Genomic DNA, 22,511 nt, shown 5'->3' on the forward strand with positions numbered 1-22,511 from the left:
TTATCGTAGCACGGCCGATCCTGCTTTTGCTCACAGGATCGGACTCGCTGCCGCGCAGTTCATCTGCTAAAACCCCCGACGAAGAGCATTGGCGCATAGAGGTCAACTTTGCCTAAGTAATCCCGGTCTCGACCCAGTTTCACCCGTACCACCGGCCTGCCGCGTGCTGCCGGCGTGTATTTATGTCCATCGGGTGGCGGCAAGAGACCGGTCTGGCATTGTTGCCATGTGCCAAGCGCAGTTCCGCTGCCTGAGCTCTTCAGCTACCCCCCGACATCGCCATGCCGCGCCCGCAAGGGTTTTCTCCTGCACCCTCTTGGTGGACTTCCGAACGGAAGACCAAGACGAAATGTGCAATTCACTTAAGGTCCGCTGGACCATAACGCCTCGCACCGCACCGCAACCCTGGATCATCTGCGGCAGTTGCGGGGAGCCTCGCCCTTTCCGATCAAGCGGCAAGGTTCGGCTCAATGCCAACGGTCGCAGGCTCGATGCCTGGCTGATTTACAAATGCGTGACGTGCAAGCGAACCTGGAACAGGCCGATCTTCGAGCGGCGAAATGTTCGCGACATCAGTCCCATCGCGCTCGAGGCGCTTCGCTCCAACGACCCGGAGTGGGTGGAGGCGGAGGCATTCAACCTCGCGGCGCTGCGGCGAAAAACACGGCGGATTGATGAAACCCCCGATGCCGACATCGAGCGGACTGTTCTGAGGGAACCCGCCAATTTCACGCGCGTGGAGATCGTTCTGGCAGCTCCGCGACCGGTGAGCCAGCGCCTTGACCGATTGTTGGCAACGGCGCTCGACATCTCGCGATCGCAGCTGAAGGCGCTGCAACAGAGGGGCGTTCTCCGTGCGGAGCCAGAACGCGCCGACATGTTCCGACGACGGATCAGCGACGGCACCAGGATTGTTATTGTCCCGTCCCCAGAGGTCGGGCAGCGGGAGATCTGGCTTTCCCGGGCCACAGGCACATCGCCACCACCGAAAATCTAGCAAGACGGACCGGGGCACTCTCGCGCCCCGGTCCTGATATGCAAAATCACAGTCGTTATGTGATTAGACGTATTTGTTGACGATGTTTTCGAGATATTCCTGACGGCCGGATTTGGGCTCAGGATTGATATTGTCTTTCTCGACCATCGTTGCGATGTCTTCCAGCGTCATTTCGCCGGCGAGCATCTTCTTGGCAGTCGGCTCGTTCCAGCCGGCATAGCGCTCGTCGAGTGGCTTCTGCAGGGCGCCTTCTTCAACCATCTTGGCCGCAGCCTTCAGGCCGCGTGCGCAGCTGTCCATGCCACCGATGTGACCATAGAGCAGGTCGGCCGGGTCGATCGACTGACGGCGCAGCTTGGCGTCGAAATTGGTGCCGCCGGAACCGAGGCCGCCATTCAGTAGAACCTGGTAGTAGGCCAGTGCCATTTCCGGAACATTGTTCGGGAACTGGTCTGTATCCCAGCCAGACTGGTAGTCGTTGCGGTTCATGTCGATGGAGCCGAGAATGCCGAGCGTGCGGGCAAGTGCCAATTCATGCTCGAAGGTGTGACCGGCGAGGATCGCGTGACCCTGCTCGATATTGACCTTTACTTCCTTTTCGAGGCCATGCTTCTGCAGGAAGCCGTAAACCGTGGCAACATCGTAGTCATACTGATGCTTGGTCGGTTCCTGCGGCTTCGGTTCAACCAGGATCTGGCCCTTGAAGCCGATCTTGTGCTTGTACTCGACAACCATGTGCAGCATGCGAGCCATCTGGTCGAGTTCCTTGCCCATGTCGGTGTTGAGCAGGGTTTCATAGCCTTCACGGCCGCCCCACAGAACATAGTTTTCACCGCCGAGCTTGTTGGTGGCGTCCATGCAGGTCTTGATGGTCGCCGCCGAGAACGCGAAGACATCCGGGTCCGGGTTGGTGGAGGCACCGGACATGAAGCGGCGGTTGGTGAACAGGTTGGCCGTGCCCCAGAGCAGCTTGACGCCGGTTGCTTCCTGCTTTTCACCAAGATAGTCGACGACTTCGTTCAGGTACTTCGTGTTTTCAGCAAAGCTATTGCCTTCGGGACGAGATATCGACGTCGTGGAAGCAGTAGTAAGGCGCGCCGAGCAGGGTGAACAGCTCGAAGCCGACGTCTGCCTTGAGCTTGGCCTTGTCGATGCCGCCGTCATACCACGGGCGGTCGAAGGTGCGGCCGCCAAAGGGGTCGCCGCCTTCCCAGGCCAGCGAATGCCAGTAGGCGATGGCGAAACGCAGATGTTCCTTCAGCGGTTTGCCCATGACGATTTCGTCGGGGTTGTAATGTTTGAAGGCAAGCTGATTTTCGCTTTCGGGGCCTTCATACTGGACTTTGGTGATGTCGCCGAAAAAGCCGGTGCTCATCTTGGATACTCCCTGTTGGGTTTGTCATTTTCTGTAAGCGGCGGGGTCTGTCTTGGTAGATGCCCGCTTTTCGCGTCAGTTTCCGGAAAGGTTTTTGATGGCCGGATACAGCGCCCGGAAACGCTGATAGGCCTCCTCGAAGGCGGCGGTGTGGGCCGTCTCGGGGGCAACTGTTTCCGCCGTTTCCGGCGGGGTGCAGACGGCAAGCGGGTCGGCGCCGGTCGCAGCCAGAAGGCCGAGACGGGCAGCGCCGAACGCGGCGCCGAAGTCGCCATCTGCGGGGATATCGATCGGCAGGTTGAGGGCTGTTGCCACGGCCTTCAGCCAGTAGCGCGAGCGCGATCCGCCGCCGATTGCGGTAATGCGGGTAAGCTCTGTGCCTGCGGCGCGTAACGCCTCCAGATTGTCGCGCAGTGCAAAGGCGACACCTTCCATGACCGCCCGGGTCATCGCCGCACGATCACTCTCATGGGCAAGGCCGATGAAGGCGCCGCGAATGGCGGCGTCATTATGCGGTGTCCGCTCGCCGGAAAGATAAGGCAGGAAGGTCACATCAGTTGGTGCCTGGAGCTGTTCGCCGACTTCGGTTGAAAGCTGGGCCGGGCTCTTGTCGGTCACCTTGGCATACCAGTTCAGCGTATCGGTGGCCGAAAGGATCACACCCATCTGGTGCCAGGTGCCGGGAAGGGCGTGGCAGAAGGCATGGACGGCCGATTCCGGCTTTGGACGATAGCGGTCATTGGCGGCAAAAAGCACGCCGGAGGTGCCGAGCGAAACAAAGGCTGCCCCATCGGCAACGGTACCCATTCCGCAGGCGGAGGCCGCGTTGTCGCCGGCGCCGCCGGCCACCACGACCGGGCCTGTCATGCCCCATTCGGAGGCCAGAACCTGTTTCAGCGTGCCGCCGGCCTCAGACCCTTCGACGAGCGCCGGCATCTGTTCGCGGCGCAGCTCTGTGGCGGCCAGCAGTTCGTCGGACCAGTCGCGTTTTGCCGTGTCCAGCCAGGACGTGCCAGCCGAATCCGACATTTCCGAGATATATTCACCGGTCAGCCAGAAGCGCAGATAATCCTTCGGCAGGAGAACCTTGGCGACTTTCGCGAAGATTTCCGGCTCGTTTTTCCTGACCCAGACGAGTTTCGGTGCGGTGAAGCCGGGAAACACGATATTGCCGGTGATCGCGCGGAAACGCGGGTCGTCATCCAGTTGCGCGGCTTCCACATAGGAGCGGGTGTCGTTCCACAGGATGCACGGTCTCAGAACGTCGCCGGCGGCGTCCACCATGGTCGCACCATGCATGTGGCCGGACAGGCCGATGCCTTTTACGGCTGAAAGCTCTGCCGGATGACGCTCCGCCAGACGACCAACGGCGATCTTGCAAGCGGCGATCCAGTCTGACGGGTTCTGTTCCGACCAGCCGTGATGCAGGCGCTGAACGGTCAGTGGCGCGTCGGCACTGGCGATCACCTTCTGGTGTTCGTCGATCAGCATGGCCTTGAGGCCGGAGGTACCGAGGTCAAGCCCGAGATACATGTCTTTCCTCCCTTGTTGTGAGGTGCTGCCTTGTCACGGCAGATTGTCCTTGATGAAGATATCGATGCGGATACGCTCCTGCGCGGCGATCACCGCGAGGCCGTCCGCCTTGGCCTTCAGCACGCGAATTGCGCTTCGCACTTCGTGGCCGGCGTCCTGATTGAGGATGACATCAAACAGTCCGCTCTCGAGCGCTTCGCGTGAATGTACCGAAAGCTCATGTGCGATCGTGACGATTTCACGGCCTTTGGCGCGGGTCTCTTCCAGTGCGGCGATCAGGCCGCGATTACCGGCGCCGAGACTGTAAAGGCCGATCATGTCCGGATGGGTATCGACTGCTTCGCAAACCAGGCTGCGTGCGAGGGGCGAGATCGTCCCGGCCTTCCATGGGCGGCAGGATGGTCAGGTTTGGAAAATGCGCGGCCATGATTTGCGAAAATCCGGCAAACCGGTTCTGGTGGTCACGCACCGAAAGCGAACCGGCCAGCACACCGATTGCGCCGTTGCGCGCGTCGAGAAACCGCCCCAGCAATGTCGCCGCTGTGCGGCCGGCTGCGGGGTTGTCGACGCCGGCATAATGATCGCGGGTGCTGTCTTCGAGATCGGAGACGAGAGTGACGACCGGAATGCCTCTTTCGGTCAGTTTGCGGACGGCCTCGCGCACGGGGTCGGCCTCGATGGCGACCACAGCAATACCGGCAGTATCAGTTTCGCCGGCAGCAAGCAGCGCGTCGGACAGGGCGTCGGCATCGAAGGCGGGAACGTCGACAATGGTGATCTGTGTGCGTTCGATCCGCCCGCGCTCATTTGCCTGAATGACTGCCGCGCGCAGTTCGGCCATGAAGGCGTTCTCGTTGCACGGCAGAATAAAGGTAAAGGGATAGGATCGTCCTTTGGCGAGGTTCGCGGCTGCAACATCGCGGACATAGCCTAGCTTTTCAATGGCCTGCTCCACCTTGACCCTGGTCTTCTCCCGGACGCCGGGCCGCGCATTCATCACGCGATCGACGGTCGCAAGACTGACGCCTGCTTCGGCAGCAATGTCATGTACGGTTGGGCGCATATCGTCCGCCTAGTTTGTTTCGCTCCTCACCGGGGCTGAACGGCCCCGCCCGAGACCTTTCCGGTCTTCGTTGAGAAGGACTATAGCGTTAAAAATGATGTACGTAAATCAAAAATAGTAGATCAGACGAGATTCCCGTGAATTCCGCTGTTTCAGGCCACGCGAAACGGCGTCACAACCGGGCCGGCAATGTTGATTGCTGACGGACATCTTTTCTCGAGACGGTTTAAATTTCTGCCATAGAACCATTTGAAAAACTGTCTTCGAACAGTTTGTTGAGGCGGCCGATGACCGCGATTGGCGGCACGTCGGTGCGCAGCGCCTCTATGATGACGTCGGAGGCCTCCTGCTGGAAGTGGTGATAGCCGTCATGGCGGGGCCGGACAAAGGCATGCTCGACTGCCTCGCGGGTCTGGCGGTAGAAATTGTACACGGCATCGTTCACCTCTGCGCTCTCCCAGGCCTGTTTATGGGCAGGCTGTCCCCCGGCCTCGGCATAAAGTGTCGACTGAACCGGCCCGCTTGCGATCCAGTGGCAGAAATCAAGCGCCTCTTCGGCGTTTGAGGATGCGGCGGAGACGGCAATGCCGGTGCCACCGAGCGTGGAACTTGCCGGGCTATCGCCGTTGATTGCAGGAACACTTGTGAAGGCCAGGCGGTTGGCGCGAAAGCCGTCGACTGCATAATTCACATAGCCGGATATGAAGGGTGCAACCGAGGCTTTTGTCTCACCGCTGGCCAGCCGTTCCAGCACCGCGACAGGATCCATTGTCAGGTTTTCCTCCGGAACAAGGCGGGCAAGCTCGGCGAGATATTCATAGACGACGATGCCCTCATCCTCACCGATTAGCGGTCCTTGCTGTTCTGCGCGGCATGGTGTGCCGAGCCCGGCGGCTATGGTGAAAAACACCATCAGGGCATGCGGCGTGCGCAGCGGCAGCAGGACCTTGCCTTTTCGTGCGAGGTGCATCAGCGCCTCCCAGTCCGCGGGTACTTCCGGCGCTCGGTCGTGGCGAAAGGCCATGACCTCCGCTGAAGCATCTATCGGAAAGGCCCATTGCCTGTCCCGGAAATGAAAACTCTGACAGGTCGCACCGACAGCGCCACGCTCAACCTCCCGGCGGGCATCTTCCCGTCCTTCGATATCCAGTGGCAGCAGGCATTTGCCCTGCGTCAGGCGCCCGAGATGCGTGTGGTCTATGATCAGGAGGTCGTAGGCCTTGGCCAGTTCAGCGGTGTGAACATCCGTGAAATCCTGCTGAGTGCCCTTTTCCCATGTGATGCAGACACCGGTTTCGGCGCGCCATTGACGCGAAGCCGCCTCCAGCGGGTCGAACCCGCGAGGATGGCTCCAGGTCAGTCCTTTCAGTGTCTTCGCCAAATTCCGCACTCCGCGTCATTGTTGCGCCGGGCTGGGTGAGCCGCGCTACAACATCGTTCGTTTCATTGTTTTCAAGGCATGCGCCCCACCCCGGCCGCTTGCGTTAACAAAGCGGGCAGGGGGCTTTTGTTCCCTCTGAAGCCGTCTGACAGTTATTTTGGTGTCACGCGCCGAAAGTCGGATTGCGCGGGGGCGATCAGGCGACGACGATCCGGGTATTCCAGGCTGCACATCGCGCTGTGAGGTGCGGCTCCAGAGCTCGGTCGGTAAAAAGGTGTCGATATCGGCAAGCGATGCGATGCGCGCGGGGGCGGACCGGGCGAATTTCGAATGATCGGCCACCAGAAAGGTCTTTCGCGCGCGTCGAACGGCCGTCTGGCTGACGCCGACCTCCATCATGTCGAAATCGAGCAGGTCGCCGTCATCGTCCATTGCCGAGCAACCGATGATGGCGAGGTCAAACTTGAACTGTTCGACAATATTGTTGGCAAGGGTGCCGACCAGCCCGCCATCAGTACGACGCAACTGCCCGCCTGCGACCACGATTTCGCAGTCGGGGTTGGCAACCAGCGTATTGGCGACATTGATATTGTTGGTGACCACAAGAATGCCGCGATGGCCGAGCAACTGACGAGCCACCGCCTCCGTGGTGGTGCCGATATTCATGAAGATTGCGGCATTGTCTGGAATGTTCGCCGCACAGGCAGCCGCGATCGCTTCCTTTTTATCGGGATTGAGCGCCCGCCGGTCGGCATAGCCGATATTGCTGGTTCCTGAGGCCAGAACCGCGCCGCCATGGACGCGGGTAAGCTTGCCGGCTTCCGACAGTTTCAAAAGGTCGCGGCGGATCGTCTGCACCGTGACGCCGAGGCGCTGCGCGGCCTCTTCGGCCACAATCCGGCCTTCCTCACGGGCCATCTGCATCAGATCATCGAGACGGAAAGTTTGCGACATGGATCCCCCGGGGCTCATCCGCATGCAGTTGCCGCGGCCTAATTTTCCCAAGGGAGACATTTTTCGACTGCTTTTGCAACGCTTTGAAACGCTTCTGCGTTACTGCACGGTCGGCTACCTGTAGGGTCGAGAGTGGCGTTGCGCGCTGTTTTACCTTGATCGAAGGGGTGAAACACTGTCAATAGCGTTGAGAAGGCCTGATGAAACGTGACGGGATGAAATTGTGAGCGGACTGGAACAAGCCATCAGAAAGGCGCTGGAAAGCACCGACCGGGAGGATACCAATCAGCGGGCGCGGGTCTATCAGTCCGCAAGGCAGGCGCTTGAAAGCGGACTTGCCAAGCAGGGCATTACCGATAGCAAAGCGGTTGCACGCCAGCGGCGCCGGCTGGACGAGGTTATCACGGCGATTGAACGTGAAGAGGCTGATGCCGCCCGCAAGGCGCGTGAAGCGCGTCAGCCCCGCCCGGCTGTGTTCGACGATCCATTTGCCGTTGGACGCATGCCCGAAAAACCTGCAGCACCGGCCGAGCCCTCGATCCCTGCAGAACCGGCCTTCGATCCCGGCCGGCGGGCTGAATCCGGGATTTCCGCCCTCGATATGGATGGCGAACCGGAGGCGCACTTCGATTATCCTGAAAGTCCGGTCGTCAGAGCCGAGGGGCGGGCGGACACTGACTTTACCGAAGCAGATTTCGCCGTTTCCCCGGATGACCGGCGGGAAACAGGGCATCTTGATAGCGAAGAGCTTTCCGCCGTTGATGACATTTCGGTCGTATCGGAAGAACGCCGGCCTGTCGGCGGCACACTCAAAGCCTCCGACCGGCAACGTCCGAAGAAGAAGCAGAAAGCGCGGCGAGCGGTAAGGTCCGAGCGGGTTCCGCGCAAGCGCGGGCGTTTTGCGCGGCTTTTGATCGCCGTCATCGTGCTTGCGTTCCTCGTTTTTGGCGGCTGGTGGGTGGTCAGCTCAAATTTCACGTTCAACCCAAATTCGCTCGATACGGCGGTGCCCAACCCCGCACTTCGGATTGAAGCGGAGGATTTTGAAGGTGCATCCAGCTGGACGAGATGTGTTTCAGCCTGGTGCCTCCAACGGGCTTGTGCCGGGCGCATCGGCGCGCGTTGCCAATGTTACGGTCGATGGCGCGCCCGCAGTTCAGGTCGCGTCACAGGCCACCGGTGATGCCGGGGCGGTCGCGGTTGCATTGCCGACGGCGGTTCGGATGATGCTTGAGGAGGGCCCGGTTCTTTTCGAAGCCAGCGTCCTGGCACCTGATGGCGTCGGTCAGCCTGTGGGGATTTACTGTGCCGACGGCACCATCGAGGGATGTCAGCGTCACCGCTTCACGCCGAGCGTCCACAGAGACAGTCTCGTCGTGCGGCTCGACCCGACGCAGGGCGGGGTTCTGCCCACGCGGATGATGATTTCCAGTGACCTCAGTGGATCAGGTGCACCGCTCGACATTTTTGCCATACGCGTACGCGCCGCAGATTGAGACCGTTTGTTTTTTGCAGGTGTGAATACGCCTGTCACAAAAGACGTATAAGCAGCTCTTTTTGCAAGAATTCTAAGGACGTCAGGTGAACCGTCTGAAGCAGACAGTCAGGGAAATCGCAACGCGTGCGGCGCGTGCGCGCATTGTCCTGTTTATGGCGGCCGCGTTGGCTTTTGCGGCCATATTCTTCGGCTCACTTCATCCTGTCGCTGCCGGTCTCGGCTGGCTGATCCTTGCCGCTGCGTCGCTGGTGGCGCAAAGCCCGGAAGCCGGAACGCCCCAACAGCACGATGTGGACGAGCAACCGGCCGATCTGCTCCCCGATTTCGTCGAGCTGTCGCGCTTTCTCGAAGAGATTGATCTCGGCATCTATCTTCTCGCAGCCGATGGCACGGTGCTTTATCAGAACCGCTCCGCTGGCAGCACCTTCGGTACTTTCCCGCTCGGATCGCACATTTCAGCCCGCATGAGGGCGCCCGGCGTTCTCGATATCATCCGTGATACGCTGGCCAATGGTCGCGCCAACCAGATCGAATATTCCGAACGTCTGCCGTCTGAGCGCGTCTATCTCGTCCGGGCGGCCCCGGTGGCGACCGAACCGGGACGCAATCCGGTGTTTCTGCTGGTTCTCCGTGATATCTCCGAGGCTCGCCGGATCGACCGGATGCGCTCCGATTTCGTGGCCAATGCCAGCCATGAGCTGAGAACGCCGCTTGCCTCACTGCGTGGCTATATCGAAACCCTGCAAGGCCCCGCCAAACACGACACCAAGGCGCAGGAACGTTTCCTGCCGATCATGCTCGATCAGGCAAACCGTATGAGCCGGCTTGTCGACGACCTGATGTCGCTTTCGCGTCTGGAAGCCAAGGCTCATCTCTCGCCGGAACAGAAGGTCAGGCTCAACGCGCTTCTGGAGCATGTGCGCGACAGCCTGCTGCCGCTTGCCCAGGACCTCGAAGTCGCGATCAATCTGTTCCTGCCGGAAGAGCAGGTCACGGTGAACGGCGACAATGATGAGCTACTGGAAGTGTTCGAAAACCTGATCGAAAATGCATGCAAATACGGGGCCGACGGGGGGCGCGTCGATGTCTATCTGAAGGCGCTGGAAAACGGCGCTGCGGAAGTGTCCGTCGTCGATTATGGTCCCGGCATTCCCGCCGAACATGTTCCGCGTCTGACGGAGCGGTTTTACCGGGTTTCGGTGGCTGACAGCCGGTCGAAGAAAGGCACGGGGCTGGGACTTGCGATCGTCAAGCACATCCTCACCCGACACCGTGCGCGGCTAGTGGTCAAATCCGCGGTCGGCAATGGGACCACCTTTACGGTGCGATTCTGATTGATTTGCGGGTTCAAAAAAACGTCATAAAAACAAAGCTCTGGTCTGTCATAAAATTGAATCAAAAATGACATAAAACCGGGCCAGTCCGGTTCCGGCTGTTTGCAGCGGGAGCTGACCAAGCATCGGGTTAAACGGTGCAAACTCATAACCCCGCAAGGGATGCGCCATGAAGCATTTCGTTTTGCCTGCTGTTGCGCTGTTTCTCGCAATATCTGCCATCGGGTCGGCCCAGGCACGCGATCAGATACAGATTGCCGGTTCGTCGACCGTTCTGCCCTATGCCAAGATCGTTGCCGAGACCTTTGGCGAGATCTACCCGGACTACAAGACGCCGATCGTGGAGTCGGGTGGGTCGTCGGCAGGGCTGAAGGAATTCTGCAGGGGCGTCGGGCCGCGCACCATCGACATCGCCAATGCGTCGCGGCCGATCCGCCCTGGCGAGATCGAAAACTGCGCGATGAATGGCGTGACGGAGATCGCGGAAGTGGCTTTCGGGTATGATGGCATCGTGTTTGCCACGGCCTCCTCGATGCCGCAGATGGCGTTGACGCCGCTTGATCTTTACCGCGCGCTTGCGGCTGAACTGGTGATTGATGGTCAACTGGTGAAGAACCCCTACACCCTCTGGTCCGAGGTTAATCCGGCACTGCCCGATACGGAGATCAAGGCCTATATTCCCGGCGAAAAGCACGGCACGCGCGAGGTCTTTGAGGAAAAGGTGCTGGCGGTTGGCTGCGAGGAAGCCGATTCGCTGCCCGTGCTGACCGAAATGTTCGGCGAAAAGCAGGGTGAAAACACTTGCATTGCGGTGCGCCGGGACGGGCGGGCGCCAGGGATCGACGGTGATTATACCGAAACGCTGGCGCGGGTGGCAGCCGACCGGACCGCTCTCGGCGTTTTCGGCCTGTCGTTTTACGATAACAATGCCGACAAGCTGAAAGTGGCGACGATTTCCGGGGTTACCCCCACTGTCGAAACGGTTGCGTCCGGCGAATATCCGGTGTCCCGGCCACTGTTTTTCTACGTCAAGATGGCGCATGTCGGGGCGATCCCGGGTTTGCGCGAATATGTTGCGTTCTTCCTGTCGGAAAACATGGCCGGTCCCTATGGCCCACTTGCCGAATATGGTCTTGTGCCGGCATCGGAACAACAGCGCGCCGAAATCCTTGCTGCGTTCGAGGATGCGCTGATGTCGCCGGAAGATTAGGCAGGCGCCGCCGAAGAGAGAACTGAAAATCCGGCTGGTGCCCAGAAACCTGGGGGCGGCCGAAATCAAGGGTCCGGAAATCCCGGACGGTCTGGAACGACATAATGCATGTCTTTTTGATCATTCTGGCGCTGGTGGTCGCGCTTGGCGTTGCCGGATATTTTTCGGCCCGCGCCAAGGCCTATGCGCTCGCCGGTGAAACCCGGACGCGGCTGAATTCGCGCCCGGCGCATCACGCCAGCTTCGTGGCGATTGCCGCGATTGTGCCGGCGGTGCTGCTGATGGCGGTGTGGATGGTGGTCAGCCCGCTGGTCATCGGCGCGGAAGTCCGAAACGATTTCCCCGAAAGCGTGAAAGAGCAGCCGGCCTCCGCCCAGAGCCTCACCTATAATACCGTGATTTCCGTTGCCTATGGCCTGCGGCAATTGCCTGAGGAAGCGCGTGCAAGTGTCGACGAGGATGCTGGCGTTCTCCGCGCTGTCCTCGCCCGCAACGGCATTCCGCTTGCCGCCTCGCCCGAACCCTATGTGCTGTCCGCGGCCGAGCGGCTCAATACGCTTTCGGCGCGTTCGGGCGCGGCTATGGCGGCTGCGGTGCTGGCGCTCGCTCTGATGTCGTTCGCTCTCGCCTATCGCGCGGTCCGGCCTTCGTTTCAGGCGCGCAACCGCGTTGAACAGGCCGTTCTTGCCGCCCTTCTCCTTGCATCGACGATTGCGATCCTGACAACGGTCGGCATTGTACTGTCGATGCTGACGGAATCGCTGAGGTTCTTTTCTCAAGTGCCGCCGGCCGATTTCTTCTTCGGTACAGTCTGGGATCCGCGCTTCGCCGCTGCTGGAGAGAGCGGATCGCCCGGTCAGTTCGGGCTTATCCCGCTGCTTGCCGGTACGCTCTACATCTCGCTCGTTGCCATGGCGGTTGCCGTGCCGATCGGGCTTTATGCCGCGATTTACATGTCGGAATATGCAGGACCCAGATTGCGCTCGGTCGCCAAGCCGCTGCTGGAAGTGCTTGCGGGCATTCCGACCATCGTCTACGGCTTTTTCGCGTTGGTGACCGTCGGTCCGCTGCTGCGCGATATCTCCGCGGAACTGAACGGGCTTTTCACCGGCAGTTATCGCAATTTCATCGAGGCGCAGTCGGTGCTGACGGCGGGCGTGGTGATGGGCATCATGCTGATCCCCTTCGTCTCCTCGCTATCCGATGATATCATCAATGCGGTTCCCGATAGCCTGCGCAAGGGCTCACTCGGCCTTGGCGCCACGCAATCCGAAACCATCAAACGCGTGGTCCTGCCCGCGGCTCTTCCCGGTGTTGCAGGCGCACTGCTGCTGACAGCATCGCGCGCGATCGGCGAGACCATGATCGTGGTTCTGGCCGCTGGTGTTGCCGCGCAGTTGCAGCTCAATCCGCTGGAGCCGATGACGACCGTGACCGTCAAGATCGTCAATCAGTTGACAGGCGATCTGGAGTTCAACACCCCGCAGACGCTTGTTGCCTTCGCGCTCGGCCTGACGCTGTTCGTGATTACGCTCTGCCTCAATGTTTACGCGCTTTATATTGTGCGCAAGTACCGGGAGCAGTACGAATGATCGGGACATTCAGCAAGGAGCAGGCTGAAAAACGCCGCAAGAGTCTAAAACGCCGCCATGCTGCCGAACGCCGTTTCCGCATTTCCGGCCTGCTCGCGATTTGCGTTGGCATCTTCTTTCTGGGCGCACTTTTGTTTTCCGTGGTCGGCAAGGGCTATACTGCCTTTCAGCAGACGACCATCACCCTGCCGATTACCTTCGAGGCTTCGGTGATCGATCCGGACGGCGGACGCGACGAAGATCCCAGCCTTCTGCTGACAGCGGATTATCCGCAACTGGTACAGGGCGCGCTCGCCGGCACGCTGGGCATCAGTCCTGCAAACGGGCCGGAAATGCGCGAGGCGATGCGGATGGTTTCTCGCAGCAGTCGGGTGGAGCTGCGCGATGTGGTGGCGAAGGATCCGTCGGTCATCGGCAAGACCGTTGATGTGCGCCTTCTGGCATCTGCCGATATCGATTCCGCCAACAAGGGCCAGATCGACCTTTCCGTGCCCGAGACCAGCAGGCGCGTCTCTGACCAGCAGCTTCACTGGATGGACGAACTGAAAGCTGATGGATTGCTTAGGAAGTCTTTCAACACCGGCTTCTTCACTCATGGCGCATCCAGCCGGCCTGAGTCGGCTGGCATCGGCGTGGCCTTTGTCGGCACGCTCTACATGCTGGGTGTGGTGCTGCTGCTGGCACTGCCGATCGGCGTGGCCTCGGCGATCTATCTTGAAGAATTCGCGCCGAAGAACAGGTTCACGGATCTCATCGAGGTCAATATCAACAATCTGGCCGCTGTTCCCTCGATTGTTTTCGGTCTACTGGGCCTTGCGGTGTTCATCGGCTTCATGGGGCTTCCGCGCTCTGCGTCACTGGTCGGCGGGCTGGTGCTGACGCTGATGACGCTGCCGACAATCATCATTGCCACCCGGGCTGCGCTGAAGGCCGTGCCGCCCTCGATCCGTTCGGCGGCGCTAGGCGTCGGCGCCTCGAAAATGCAGGCCGTGTTCCATCATGTCCTGCCGCTGGCCATGCCCGGTATTCTGACGGGCACAATTATCGGCCTGGCCCAGGCCCTCGGCGAAACCGCACCGCTGCTTCTGATCGGCATGGTCGCCTTCGTGGCGGATTATCCGGCAAGCCCGTTTGACCCCGCGACGGCACTGCCGGTACAGATCTACATGTGGGCGGGCGAGGCCGAGCGTGCCTTTGTCGAGCGCACCTCCGCCGCCATCATCGTGCTTCTGGCCTTCCTGATCCTGATGAACGTCACGGCGGTGATCCTGCGCCGTCGTTTCGAACGACGCTGGTAGGCGCGTGGCAATGGCGAACCCGACCGCGAAAACACCTGGAAGCAAACAATGAGCAACAACACATACAAAATGACCGGCCAGGCGGTGTCCGTCTATTACGGGCAGAAGCGCGCGCTTTTTGATGTCAGCCTGAATATACGCGAGCATACTGTCACGGCGTTGATCGGCCCGTCCGGGTGCGGCAAGTCGACCTTTCTGCGGACCCTCAACCGCATGAACGACACGATCGACAATTGTCGCGTGACCGGTACGATCACGCTTGACGGCGAGGATATCTACACCTCCGGCATCGATGTGGTGGAGTTGCGTGCACGCGTCGGCATGGTTTTCCAGAACCCCAATCCGTTCCCGAAGTCGATCTATGAGAATGTCGCCTACGGGCCGCGTATCCACGGCCTTGCCCGTCATCGCACCGAGTTCGATCAGATCGTCGAGACCAGCCTGATCAAGGCGGGGCTGTTCAACGAGGTCAAGGATCGGCTGGACGAGCCGGGCACCAGCCTTTCCGGCGGCCAGCAGCAGCGGCTGTGCATTGCCCGCGCCATTGCCGTCAGCCCGGAAGTCATCCTGATGGACGAACCCTGTTCCGCGCTCGATCCGATCGCGACAGCCCGCGTCGAGGAACTGATTTCCGATCTTGCGGAGAACTACACCATTGTGATGGTGACCCATTCCATGCAGCAGGCCGCGCGCGTGTCCGAGCGCACCGCGATGTTCCATCTCGGTCATATGGTCGAGGAAAACAGTACCGATACGATTTTCACCAATCCCGCGGATCAGCGTACCCAGGATTACATCATGGGACGTTTCGGCTGAGGGGCGGTTGCCGCACGCTCACGCCAAGGAAGGATTAAACATGGCCCCCTCGCATATTCTGACGGCTTTCGATGACGAACTGAAATACCTCCAGCGCCGGATTTCCGAAATGGGCGGTCTGGCGGAGGAAATGGTGAGCCAGTCGGTCTCAGCCCTCGTCAATACCGATACCGAGCTTGCCGAAAAGGTGATCAAGGACGACCTCGCACTGGACGAGGCCGAGCGTGAGATCGGTGAAAAGGCAATTGTGACCATCGCCCGTCGTCAGCCGGTGGCTGCGGACCTGCGCGAAATCATGGGTGCGATCCGCATCGCTGCCGATCTGGAACGCGTTGGCGATATGGCGAAGAACACCGCGAAGCGGGTGATCTCTGTGCAGGGCACCGGCGTTCCGCGCAAGCTAGCGCACGGCATCGAGCATTTGTCGGAACTGGCGTTGCTGCAGCTCAAGGAAGTGCTGGACGCCTACACAACGCGCCAGGCCGACAAGGCCAACTCGATCCGCGAGCGCGATGACGAGATCGATGCGATCTATACCTCGCTGTTTCGCGAGCTTTTGACCTACATGATGGAAGATCCGCGCAACATCACCACCTGCACGCATCTTCTGTTCTGCGCCAAGAATATCGAGCGTATCGGCGACCATGCCACCAACATCGCTGAAATGATCTACTACATTGCCACCGGCGCCCAGCCCCAGGGAGAACGTCCCAAGGACGACAACTCTGCTGCCGTCGGTTCCGATGATGTCTGAAGCCATTTGAGATCAGGGAGATAGACGTCCAATGGTGCCGAAAATTGCAGTTGTCGAAGACGAGGAAGCACTCAGCGTCCTGCTACGTTACAATCTCGAAGCGGAAGGCTATGAGGTCGAAACCATCATGCGCGGCGACGAGGCCGAGATCCGGCTTCAGGAGCGGGTTCCCGATCTGCTGCTGCTCGACTGGATGCTGCCGGGGGTCTCCGGCATCGAGCTTTGCCGTCGCCTCAGAATGCGGCCGGAGACAGAACGCCTGCCGATCATCATGCTGACGGCGCGTGGCGAGGAAAGCGAACGGATACGCGGTCTGGCGATCGGTGCCGACGACTATGTCGTCAAGCCGTTTTCCACGCCGGAGCTGATGGCGCGGGTCAAGGCGATCCTCCGCCGCGCAAGGCCGGAAGTGCTCTCCAGCGTGCTGAAATGCGGCGATATCGAGCTTGACCGCGAGACCCACCGTGTCCACCGCAAGGCGCGCGAAGTGCGGCTCGGCCCGACGGAGTTCCGGCTTCTGGAGTTTCTGATGACGTCGCCCGGCCGGGTGTTTTCCCGCGCCCAGCTTCTCGATGGTGTCTGGGGTCACGATATTTATGTGGATGAGCGCACCGTCGACGTCCATGTCGGCCGGCTGAGAAAGGCACTCAATTTCTCGCAGATGCCGGATGTGATCCGCACCGTGCGCGGAGCGGGATATTCGATGGAGGTCTAAACGCTGCTAGCGGCGTCAAAAAAGATTTTCTAAACGATTTAATATCCGTCATTGCAGCCATTCCACGTTGGTCTATGCTGTATTGGCATGCTGCCCGGATGTGTTGAATCGACCGGTCGACGATTGATTTTTCCGCCGTGATTGTCCAATTGGACAACCGGATTGGTTGGCCGCTCGGCAGGCGGCAGCGCCGACAAGACCCGCTTTTCCCGTGATGCATCCTTCCGCATCCCGGAACGCTGGTCTCTTGAGGCCACAGGATAAAGAGGATTGTTGCGATGAGCAGAGCCAGTTTCGTGGAGCCCGCAGTGATGGGGGAGCTGATGGCCCGCATGCTGTGGGAAATCGGAGCGGTGCATTTTGCGCCGGATGAGCCCTACAAGCTTGCCTCCGGTCTGGTCAGCCCGGTTTATATCGATTGCCGGCAGCTGATTTCCTATCCGCGCATTCGTTCCACGCTGATGGATTTCGCCGCCGCCAAGGTGCTGCGCGATGCTGGCTTCGAGAAGTTCGATTGCGTGGCTGGTGGTGAGACTGCGGGTATTCCCTTTGCCGCATTCCTTGCCGACCGGCTTGAACTGCCGATGATCTACGTTCGCAAGAAGCCGAAGGGCTATGGCAAGAATGCGCAGATCGAGGGGCATATGCCGAAGGGTGCGCGCGTTCTGGTGATCGAGGACCTGACCACCGCCGGTGGGTCGATGTTCAACTTCATCAATGCCATCCGTTCAGCCGGCGGTGTGGTGGAACATGGCATGGCGTTGTTTTATTATGGGATTTTCGGCGAGGCGGAGAAACGTTTCCGCGAGGGCGGCGTTAACCTCCATTACATCGCGACCTGGAAGGAAGTGCTGAACGTCGCGCGTAAGGATGGTCTTGCAGACGAGGCAACGCTTGAAGCTGTCGGCACTTTCCTTGATCATCCGATGGATTGGTCGCGCGCGCGCGGCGGGCTTCAGGAACTGATCGTCTGAAAGGCGCTGAGGGCCCCTTGCTATAGGCGTCCGCTCCCGGTGAGCGGACGCGCAACCGGAATTGGGAGAGAATGATGATTTTATGCTGTGGTGAAGCCCTGATCGACATGTTGCCGCGCGAGACCGACAAGGGCGAACCGGCCTTTGCCCCCTATGCCGGTGGCGCGGTCTGCAATACCGCGGTCGCGCTGGCCCGGCTCGGCCGCCCGACAGGGTTCTTCTCCGGCATCTCCACCGATCTGATGGGTGACATCATCCGCGAAAAGCTCGATGCCTCGAAGGTCGATCATTCCCTCGTCGCACTATCCGACCGGCCGACCACACTTGCCTTCGTCAAGCTGATCAATGGCTCGGCCAGCTACGCCTTCTATGACGAGAATACAGCCGGCCGGATGATCACCGAGGATGATCTGCCGGCCATTGGCGATGGCTGTTCGGCAATGCATTTCGGCGCGATCAGCCTTATTCCCGAACCCTGCGGCTCCACCTATGAGGCGCTGTTGATGCGCGAGGCGGACGCCCGTGTTATCTCGCTTGACCCCAATATCCGCCCGACCTTCATCACCGATCCTGCCAGTCACAGGGCGCGGATCGAACGCATGGCGGCCAAATCGGATATCGTGAAATTCTCCGATGAGGATCTCGACTGGTTCGGTCTTGAAGGTTCGCTCGATGACAAGGCGCGTCACTGGATCACAGCCGGTGCAAGCCTCGTGGTGATTACCTGCGGCGCGGACGGGGCAATCGGCTACACTGCCGAGCACAAGGTCGAGGTGCCGAGTGAAAAGGTCGCGGTGGTCGACACTGTCGGCGCCGGCGATACCTTCGACGCCGGTATTCTTGCATCCTTTGATATCGCGGGCCTGCTGACAAAGGAGAAGGTGCGCTCGCTTTCCCCCGGGGCGATTGCAGATGCACTGGCGCTCGGCGCAAAGGCTGCCGCCGTCACGGTTTCCCGCGCCGGCGCCAATCCGCCCTATGCCCATGAGGTTGGGCTTTGAACTGATCGACAGGTTTGTGGATGCTTTGCCCGCTCAGGCTGAACGAGGCGGGCTGTGCATTTTATGATTGTGATTTTTCTGGCTGCAAACTAGATTCCGGTGGTGTGTCATCCTTGGGGGCTTGAGATGAAAAAACTCCTTACCGTTGGTGCGGTTCTCTGTGTTGCGCTTTTCATGGCGTCTTGCTCGACGGTTTCTGATCGCCTGACCGAGACAGCCGAAGTTCTGGCATCGCTTGACGCAAAGCCTCAGGACTTCAGGGTTTTTGTCGATGCTCCGGCCAGTCTCGAGTTCGAGAGTGGTGATGTCGTCATTAAGTATTTCATGAAGTCCAAAGGACGGAAACTGCGTACGATCGATGCGTCGCTGGACAGAACCGGAATAGGCAAGAGGGCAGGAGGCCGGCAGCGGGTCACCTTTGCCCTGGAACCTGCTGATGTTCGCCGGTTCGAGGCCCAGCAAACGCTAATGCGTCAGCGTGTCGCGGCTGGGCGCAACAGTGCCGCCTTTTATGGTGTTGCTCTGGATCCCGGCTGCACGTTCATCGAGAGCTTGGATCCTTCACGCAAGCAGAACATCGATGTGCTGCTTCAGATAGGCCCTGACGTCGCACCGATCCCGGCATTGAAACTGAAGTTCACAGGGCGTGGCGTCCCGCATGGGACAAGACTGGTTTGCCGATAACATTGTGAACGTCCGTGTGCCTTGCTCTTTCCCCCGGGGCGATTGCAGATGCACTGGCGCTCGGCGCAAAGGCTGCCGCCGTCACGGTTTCCCGCGCCGGCGCCAATCCGCACTATGCCCATGAGATCGGGCTTTGAGCTATCCGGGGGCGTCCGCCTGATATTCCAGAATGTCGCCGGGCTGGCAGTCAAGCGCCTGACATATTTTTTCGAGCGTTTCGAACCGGACGCCCTTTACCTTGCCTGACCTGAGCAGCGATATGTTCTGTTCGGTGATGCCGACATGCTCGGCGAGCGCTTTCGCACGCATCTTGCGCCGGGCGAGCATGACATCGAGATTGACAATGATCGCCATGGGTTAAACGATGCGCTCATAGTCGTCGTTGATCGCGGTGGCGAGTACCATCACATGGCCCAGTACGAACAGCAGCCCGGCGAGCAGGAACAACATCATCTGATCGCTGCCGACGCCGATGCTCAGGGTGCGGCTGCCCGGCGGGTTGGCAAGCGTTGCCAGAAGTGTGGCCGCAGTTGGCAGGACAAGGCCAGCGACCGCGCCGGCAAGTGCCAGTAGCCCGGCTCTGCGCAACAGCGCGGCAACCTCATAGGAAAATGGCTTCTCGCGCTGCAGCCGGTCGAAAAGCTGCCAGACTGTCTGCAGCCCGGCAAACATCAGCCCCGCCACAACAGCTGCCAATATGGAGAGTGCCAATCTAGTGGCCGGCGTGACGGTCACGGGGACGGAGAGGGCATCGGCAAGCCAGGCAGAGACCGTATCCGGCCGGGTTATGACGGACCAGCCAGCATAGATCACGCCGATGGCAAGGCTGGCTTGCAGGATCCGGGTGAGAAGCTTCATGCGCCCGCATAGTCTGGACAGTGCAAGTGTGTTCGGTGATTTCATCGAAAAGACCTCTTGTTCTACAATGGTTTCTTATCATAAAACGATAAGAAATGATTGTCAATCAAGTGATCTGTTGAGTTCTTCCTTCCTCACTGGAGTTGCCTTGCCATCGGTCTGGTTCTGCTCTCGGCCTTTGGCCAACGGCGGCAACGCCGGCTTGCGGTTGGGTGCTGTTCCACCGCCCGAGGCCGATTCACACGCGATCATTCCTTTGATGACCAATACGGAATTCGGCGCATTGCTGGCGCAACGTGGCCTGCGGTGGCTGCCGGACTGCCCCTTGTCGTAGCGGTTATGCCGTGTCTTTACCCGCCCTTAAGCTATGCGCAATAGTATGAATGATCATTAACCATATCCGTGGCTCACCCGATCATGCCCATGCCTATTTTCAAGAGATTTCTGGCTGTTTCCGGTCTCGCTCTGCTGTCGGCCTGCTCCCTTTCGTTTCTGCCGGGGGCAAAGCCGCCGATCCCGTCACCGATTGCCGCCAACCCGGCTTCGCTGAGGATCGCGGTGCTGGCGCCTGAAGAGTTCACGCTGCCGAAGAACGAGATCGTACTGACCGTCTATCAGAAGTCCGGTTCCGGTGAGATCAGCCGCGACTATACGCTTGTGAGTGCGGATGCGGAGGCAGAGGCCGCCGGTGTTGCCAAATTCCGCAAGCCTGGCCAGAAGCTGACCGTCCTGCGGCTGTCGCCCGCCGATGCCCTTGCGCTCAGGGATCAGCAGGAGCAAATGGCTGCTGCCCGTCAGGCCGGCGGCACCAAGCCCGGCTTTGCGGTTGATCTCGATGACACGTGCTGGAACGGGGCTATGGTTGCGCCTGCCGTTCCGCTCGATGTTCTGATCGAGGCCGGCGGCGAAGATGGCTACCATCCGCTTCTTGAGGATATCGATATTTTCGCACTGATGAACCGGCCGGCGGAATCGCGGTTGAAGAGCTGCGCCTAGAACACATGGCTCGCCCGTGGCCGGGTCCATTCGACAAAAAGATTTGATGTGACGCCGGGGTCTTACGCTCCGGCGATTTCATATGTTGCAGCAACCCTGTCGAGGGTGTGCTCAATGCCAGGGCGCAGTGCGATCAGCAGGCTGGCATAGCCCTCGTCGACCGGCCAGAACCGTTCCGCAAGGAACGACCCTGCGGCAGGTGCAACGCGGGTGGTTGCGATATTGGTGTCGCGCAGGTTCCAGTGCGTCAGCCGCATCATCAATTGCTCATCGACCGCCTGATCGGCCATGTCAGGCCTGACCAGAACCTGCCAGACCCAGGCATCGCCCCGATGAACAGGCTGAAGAGCCGCCGCGATCATTTGCCCGTCGAGATACAGCGCATGAATCCTGATCTGGTCGCGTTTGCAGAGCTGCCTTGCCGCCGGGAAGAATGCGGAGAACCGGTCGGCGTATCCGGGCGCGTCGGACAGCAGCGAGAGGTCTTCCAGTGCCGCCGAGATCTCGGATGGATTGCGGGCGACCTGATAGCTGATCCGGCCCTTTTTCTGAAGATCTTCCCATTTACCGAGATGGGTCTGCCATGCCTTCCGCTCTTCTCGGGAGAGCGCACCGGTCGGGTCGATCCTGCCTGAGAGTGTGCGGGCGCGCCATGCGCCGGCCACCCGGAATGCAAGGCCTCGGGCTGCGGCAACCGCGCGGGCGGAACGCATGAAGGTCCCGTCGGCCAGAAGGCCGGGAAAGGCAACAATACCCGGCAGGTTTGTGAGCGAGCCCGCCAGTGCTTCGAACAGTTGATCGAGGGTTGCCATGGGACGGTGACGGGAGATCAGCGGTGCGCTATAGCCGCCAACTTCTGCAGTCGCGGCCAGATGCGACCCCTTGCCCATGACCGAAAAACTCATCAGTGCTGAAAGTTGCTCGGCCCCGTCAGACGTGGTCGTATCGGCGATCAGCGCAAGGCGTGCATGGGCATTGTCCTTGCCGGTGGTCTTCATCAGGAAGGGCGCTGTCTGGAAGGGATTGGCTTCAACGGCCTGATCGGCCAGCCGGTCGACCGCCGGCTCCAGGTCTTCGGGTGCTTCCGAGAAAATGGAGAATTCGCCGCCGCTTCTCAGCTCCAGACGCAGGTCCGGAACGGCCTTGCCGGGGCGTACCACCGACAGTTTTGATTTCAACCGGGCCGGCGGGGTCGGTCCGAGATCCTTGCGGATGACGCTCATCGATCCGCCGCCTTTCGCTCGCCTGTGCGGCACGACACGGCCAGACGCATTTCAAACGCGTCGAACGCGAGCGGTTTTTGGATGCCTGAACACATGGATACGCACTACTGGAGCTAATCGAAAACCTTGACGAATAGATAAGCTGATTGGGTTAACAAATGATTGGCTCTGGCTCTCGAACACCAGTAAACGCGGCCCTTGCAATTCTGGCTGAAGCGGGCAGACTGTCGTTTAGCTGTCATCTAGATGCGAGGC

The 22,511-nt window shown here is 60.0% G+C and carries 21 protein-coding genes and 3 pseudogenes; 16 read left to right on the forward strand and 8 right to left on the reverse strand.

Annotated elements, in window-relative coordinates:
- Positions 1 to 349 precede the first annotated feature (349 nt).
- Positions 350 to 997 (forward strand): DUF1062 domain-containing protein, encoded by a 648-nt coding sequence (locus AC0L7L_RS20185; protein ID WP_272213957.1) that lies wholly within the window; start codon positions 350 to 352, stop codon positions 995 to 997.
- Positions 998 to 1,060: 63 nt separating this feature from the next.
- Here AC0L7L_RS20185 and xylA read toward each other — a convergent pair.
- The 5 genes and pseudogenes from xylA to AC0L7L_RS20210 all read right to left on the reverse strand — a co-directional run bounded on the left by xylA (position 1,061) and on the right by AC0L7L_RS20210 (position 7,303).
- Positions 1,061 to 2,372 (reverse strand): annotated as a pseudogene (xylA, locus tag AC0L7L_RS20190) (xylose isomerase).
- Between the two features lie 75 nt (positions 2,373 to 2,447).
- Positions 2,448 to 3,905, reverse strand: coding sequence for a xylulokinase (xylB, locus tag AC0L7L_RS20195; protein ID WP_473511023.1), 1,458 nt, complete (start codon positions 3,903 to 3,905; stop codon positions 2,448 to 2,450).
- Positions 3,906 to 3,938: 33 nt separating this feature from the next.
- Positions 3,939 to 4,968: pseudogene (locus AC0L7L_RS20200) on the reverse strand (LacI family DNA-binding transcriptional regulator).
- 226 nt (positions 4,969 to 5,194) lie between these two features.
- A complete protein-coding gene (locus AC0L7L_RS20205) occupies positions 5,195 to 6,349 on the reverse strand; it encodes an extracellular solute-binding protein (protein WP_473511025.1) in 1,155 nt (384 codons plus the stop codon).
- A gap of 45 nt (positions 6,350 to 6,394) precedes the next feature.
- Positions 6,395 to 7,303, reverse strand: coding sequence for a DeoR/GlpR family DNA-binding transcription regulator (locus tag AC0L7L_RS20210; RefSeq protein WP_473511027.1), 909 nt, complete (start codon positions 7,301 to 7,303; stop codon positions 6,395 to 6,397).
- Between the two features lie 223 nt (positions 7,304 to 7,526).
- Here AC0L7L_RS20210 and AC0L7L_RS20215 point away from each other — a divergent pair, with 223 nt between their 5' ends.
- From AC0L7L_RS20215 to AC0L7L_RS20275, 13 genes and pseudogenes are all read left to right on the forward strand, one after another.
- Positions 7,527 to 8,486 (forward strand): hypothetical protein, encoded by a 960-nt coding sequence (locus AC0L7L_RS20215; RefSeq protein ID WP_473511029.1) that lies wholly within the window; start codon positions 7,527 to 7,529, stop codon positions 8,484 to 8,486.
- Positions 8,487 to 8,526: 40 nt separating this feature from the next.
- The gene (locus AC0L7L_RS20220) at positions 8,527 to 8,799 is read left to right on the forward strand and encodes a hypothetical protein (protein WP_473511031.1); all 273 of its coding nucleotides are present in this window, start codon (positions 8,527 to 8,529) and stop codon (positions 8,797 to 8,799) included.
- A gap of 154 nt (positions 8,800 to 8,953) precedes the next feature.
- The gene (gene phoR / locus AC0L7L_RS20225) at positions 8,954 to 10,135 is read left to right on the forward strand and encodes a phosphate regulon sensor histidine kinase PhoR (protein WP_473514026.1); all 1,182 of its coding nucleotides are present in this window, start codon (positions 8,954 to 8,956) and stop codon (positions 10,133 to 10,135) included.
- A 169-nt stretch (positions 10,136 to 10,304) separates the two neighbouring features.
- Positions 10,305 to 11,345 carry a substrate-binding domain-containing protein gene (locus AC0L7L_RS20230; RefSeq protein WP_272213970.1) on the forward strand — a complete coding sequence of 347 codons (1,041 nt, stop codon included), beginning with the start codon at positions 10,305 to 10,307 and terminating at the stop codon, positions 11,343 to 11,345.
- Positions 11,346 to 11,449: 104 nt separating this feature from the next.
- On the forward strand, positions 11,450 to 12,937 hold the full coding sequence (gene pstC / locus AC0L7L_RS20235; RefSeq protein WP_272213973.1) for a phosphate ABC transporter permease subunit PstC: 1,488 nt from the start codon (positions 11,450 to 11,452) through the stop codon (positions 12,935 to 12,937).
- A complete protein-coding gene (pstA, locus tag AC0L7L_RS20240; RefSeq protein WP_473511034.1) occupies positions 12,934 to 14,235 on the forward strand; it encodes a phosphate ABC transporter permease PstA in 1,302 nt (433 codons plus the stop codon). Before pstC ends, pstA begins: the two co-directional genes overlap by 4 nt.
- Positions 14,236 to 14,283: 48 nt before the next feature.
- Complete coding sequence (gene pstB, locus AC0L7L_RS20245; RefSeq protein ID WP_473511036.1) at positions 14,284 to 15,051, forward strand: phosphate ABC transporter ATP-binding protein PstB; 768 nt, start codon at positions 14,284 to 14,286, stop codon at positions 15,049 to 15,051.
- 40 nt (positions 15,052 to 15,091) lie between these two features.
- Entirely contained in the window at positions 15,092 to 15,805 is a 714-nt protein-coding gene (gene phoU / locus AC0L7L_RS20250; RefSeq protein ID WP_272213975.1) for a phosphate signaling complex protein PhoU, read from the forward strand.
- Positions 15,806 to 15,836: 31 nt separating this feature from the next.
- Positions 15,837 to 16,520, forward strand: coding sequence for a phosphate regulon transcriptional regulator PhoB (gene phoB, locus AC0L7L_RS20255; protein WP_272213977.1), 684 nt, complete (start codon positions 15,837 to 15,839; stop codon positions 16,518 to 16,520).
- A 278-nt stretch (positions 16,521 to 16,798) separates the two neighbouring features.
- Positions 16,799 to 17,494: an orotate phosphoribosyltransferase gene (locus AC0L7L_RS20260; RefSeq protein ID WP_473511039.1), complete on the forward strand. Its 696-nt coding sequence runs from the start codon at positions 16,799 to 16,801 to the stop codon at positions 17,492 to 17,494.
- A 74-nt stretch (positions 17,495 to 17,568) separates the two neighbouring features.
- Positions 17,569 to 18,495, forward strand: coding sequence for a carbohydrate kinase family protein (locus AC0L7L_RS20265; RefSeq protein ID WP_473511041.1), 927 nt, complete (start codon positions 17,569 to 17,571; stop codon positions 18,493 to 18,495).
- 126 nt (positions 18,496 to 18,621) lie between these two features.
- Positions 18,622 to 19,179 carry a hypothetical protein gene (locus AC0L7L_RS20270; protein WP_272213981.1) on the forward strand — a complete coding sequence of 186 codons (558 nt, stop codon included), beginning with the start codon at positions 18,622 to 18,624 and terminating at the stop codon, positions 19,177 to 19,179.
- Positions 19,180 to 19,220: 41 nt separating this feature from the next.
- Positions 19,221 to 19,316 (forward strand): annotated as a pseudogene (locus tag AC0L7L_RS20275) (carbohydrate kinase); the annotation flags it as partial.
- A 1-nt stretch (position 19,317) separates the two neighbouring features.
- On the opposite strand, the gene AC0L7L_RS20280 reads toward AC0L7L_RS20275, so the two are convergent.
- Together AC0L7L_RS20280 and AC0L7L_RS20285 are read right to left on the reverse strand one after the other, a co-directional pair.
- Complete coding sequence (locus tag AC0L7L_RS20280; RefSeq protein WP_272213983.1) at positions 19,318 to 19,533, reverse strand: helix-turn-helix domain-containing protein; 216 nt, start codon at positions 19,531 to 19,533, stop codon at positions 19,318 to 19,320.
- 3 nt (positions 19,534 to 19,536) lie between these two features.
- Entirely contained in the window at positions 19,537 to 20,082 is a 546-nt protein-coding gene (locus AC0L7L_RS20285; protein WP_272213984.1) for a DUF2975 domain-containing protein, read from the reverse strand.
- Here AC0L7L_RS20285 and AC0L7L_RS20290 point away from each other — a divergent pair.
- The gene (locus tag AC0L7L_RS20290; protein WP_272213986.1) at positions 20,066 to 20,371 is read left to right on the forward strand and encodes a hypothetical protein; all 306 of its coding nucleotides are present in this window, start codon (positions 20,066 to 20,068) and stop codon (positions 20,369 to 20,371) included. The genes AC0L7L_RS20285 and AC0L7L_RS20290 overlap by 17 nt on opposite strands.
- A gap of 89 nt (positions 20,372 to 20,460) precedes the next feature.
- Complete coding sequence (locus AC0L7L_RS20295) at positions 20,461 to 21,033, forward strand: hypothetical protein (protein ID WP_473511045.1); 573 nt, start codon at positions 20,461 to 20,463, stop codon at positions 21,031 to 21,033.
- Positions 21,034 to 21,095: 62 nt separating this feature from the next.
- On the opposite strand, the gene AC0L7L_RS20300 is transcribed toward AC0L7L_RS20295, so the two are convergent.
- Positions 21,096 to 22,256: a GNAT family N-acetyltransferase gene (locus tag AC0L7L_RS20300; protein WP_272213988.1), complete on the reverse strand. Its 1,161-nt coding sequence runs from the start codon at positions 22,254 to 22,256 to the stop codon at positions 21,096 to 21,098.
- Between the last annotated feature and the right edge of the window lie 255 nt (positions 22,257 to 22,511).

The organism is Martelella sp. K41-7, assembly GCF_055808365.1.